Below are 2,229 nucleotides of genomic sequence, written 5' to 3' on the forward strand. Positions count from 1 at the left end.
GCACCACCCCCCTGACCCTGCGCACCCAGGCCAAGCCCGGTGAAAAGATCCAGGTGATCGCCAACGTCCCGCAGCTGCCCGCCGCCGGCGACCTGCACTGCGAGATCATCGCCGACGGCACCACCGCCCCCCTGGACGCCCAGACCGGCGACCCCAAGGGCATGCCCATGGTCCAGTGCGAGGCCACCGTCCCCGAGCCCACCAGCTGAGCATCCCGCGGACACCGCGACACGTCCCCGCAGCACCTCCACGACACCCGCAGCTGTCACGAGCACTGGATGGTGTCTAGGAAGGACCGGGACCAGCCCAGATCCCTACGACAGCTCAACCCAGGAGCCGTGAATGCCCCTGGGAGTCTGGCTCATCCCTGCGCGGGCGGAGCTTCCGACGGGCTCACCGACTTTGACGACGTGCCCGTGGGCTCATCCCTGCGTGCGCGGGGCTTCCACGATCGCGGAGCGTTTCGTGGAGAAGATGGGTGGCTCATCCCTGCGTGCGCGGGGCTTCCTCGGCAAGCAGCTCGTCCACAGCAGCAGCGTCGGGCTCATCCCTGCGTGCGCGGGGCTTCCTCTACCCTGCCGTCCTCGAACAGCGTCAGGACGGGCTCATCCCTGCGTGCGCGGGGCTTCCATGGCTCGCATGCTTGCTGACGGCAAGACCAAGGGCTCATCCCTGCGTGCGCGGGGCTTCCACCCTCAGTCAGTCAGTCAGTCCGTCAGTCAGGGGCTCATCCCTGCGTGCGCGGAGCTTCCACGGGCAAGCTGGCGATGGACTGGGAGTCCGCGGGCTCATCCCTGCGTGCGCGGGGCTTCCACTACCTGGCCAGGGCGGATGCTCCGCGCTCTGCGCTTTCCCCTTCGGTTGAGGGGGGTTGGGATGACCAGCCAGTTGCCCGGCTGGACATGCCCACACCCTGGGGTGCGGGCTTGACGCTTCCACGCCCCTGCCTCGCGGCCCCGCCAGATGGCGGGCCCGAGACAGCAGCTCCACGTCCGTTTCGACTCTCCCGACGGCCTCGGGCGAGCTCGACCCCTGCTCCACGCTCCTCCTGCACAGCCCACGCCCGGATGTTGATCGCGGCGTTCACGTCGCGGTCGATCACCAGGTGGCAGGCCTCGCACTCGAAGGTCCGCTCGGCCAGGGACAGCGTGGATTTGACTGTCCCGCAGCGCGAGCACGCCTTCGAGGAGGGCGCGAATCGGTCGATCATCTTCACCTGGGACCCTGCCCAGGAGGTCTTGTAGTCCAGCTGCCGGCGCAGCATCCCCAGCCCGGCATCCAGGATCGCCCGGTTCAACCCGGACTTGGCGGCCACGTTCCTACCCGGCGCCTCGAGCGTCCCGCGGGCCGAACGGGTCATCCCCGCCACGTTCAGGTCCTCCAGGGCGACCACCGCGAAGTCCGTCGCCAGTCTCGTGGACACCTGATGCAGCAGCCCCGCCCGACGTAGGGCGATCCCGTGCTGGAGTGCCGCGATCTGCCGGCGCACGCGCTCGCGGCGGTTCGAGCCGGGCTGGGTGCGGGCGTGGGCACGCTGGAGGCGGGTTAGGCGGGCGGCCTGGCGGGCACCGGGGCGGCCGTTGTCGATGACCTCGCCGGTGGAGAGGGCGGCCAGGTGCTTGACGCCCAGGTCCACGCCGACGGCGCCGTTGGCGCGCTGGCGACGGCTGGGCCCGGTCCGGATGGGGGTGGGGTCGGCAACGAGGATCGAGGCGTACCACCGTCCGCCGGCCTGGGAGATGGTCATGGACCGGATCTGGGCGCCGCGGCGGCAGGCGCGGACCAGGCGGCTGGTCTTGTCGTAGGTGCGGATGGTCCCCAGGGAGGCCAGGCGCAGGTGCCGGTGGTCGGTGATCACCCCGCGGCGGGGCTCGCCGCGCTTGTAGGGGGTGCCCGCGGCGCCGATGACCTCGGGGGCGGGGATGGTGAAGCTGTCCCGGGACCGGCCCTTCTTCTTGAACCGCGGCAGGCCGACGCGCGCGCCGGCGCGCGTGCCGGAGGCGGAGGCCATCCAGTTCTCGGTGGCCTTCGCGGCGTTCTGGAGGCCGGAGACCAGGACGCGGCGGGGCACGGTGTGCATCCAGGGCTCGGCGTATCGCTCGTCGGTCCATGCTTCGGCCGGGTCGGCGCCGGCGGCGATCGCGGCGGCAGCCTCGCGGTGGCGGCGGATCAGCGGGGTCAGGTGGGCCGTGGAGTACGACTGGTAGCTGGCCACGCGGAGGGTGGGGT

General features: G+C 71.4%; 2 protein-coding genes and 1 CRISPR repeat array. Of the genes, one reads left to right on the forward strand and one right to left on the reverse strand.

Features of this window, described 5'->3' with window-relative positions:
- Nucleotides 1–209: hypothetical protein (locus J1M39_RS11935; protein ID WP_206496838.1), on the forward strand; the 209-nt coding region annotated here is incomplete at its 5' end.
- A gap of 149 nt (nt 210–358) precedes the next feature.
- Nucleotides 359–813: direct repeats of the CRISPR family, unit length 28 nt; unit sequence GGCTCATCCCTGCGTGCGCGGGGCTTCC.
- A gap of 1 nt (nt 814) precedes the next feature.
- On the opposite strand, the gene J1M39_RS11940 is transcribed toward J1M39_RS11935, so the two are convergent.
- The coding region (locus J1M39_RS11940) for an RNA-guided endonuclease InsQ/TnpB family protein (RefSeq protein ID WP_206496839.1) at nt 815–2,229 on the reverse strand (1,415 nt) is incomplete at its 5' end.

The sequence above is a fragment of the Micrococcus sp. KRD077 genome, assembly GCF_017168505.1.
In the GTDB taxonomy this organism is placed as follows: Bacteria; Actinomycetota; Actinomycetes; order Actinomycetales; family Micrococcaceae; genus Micrococcus; species Micrococcus luteus.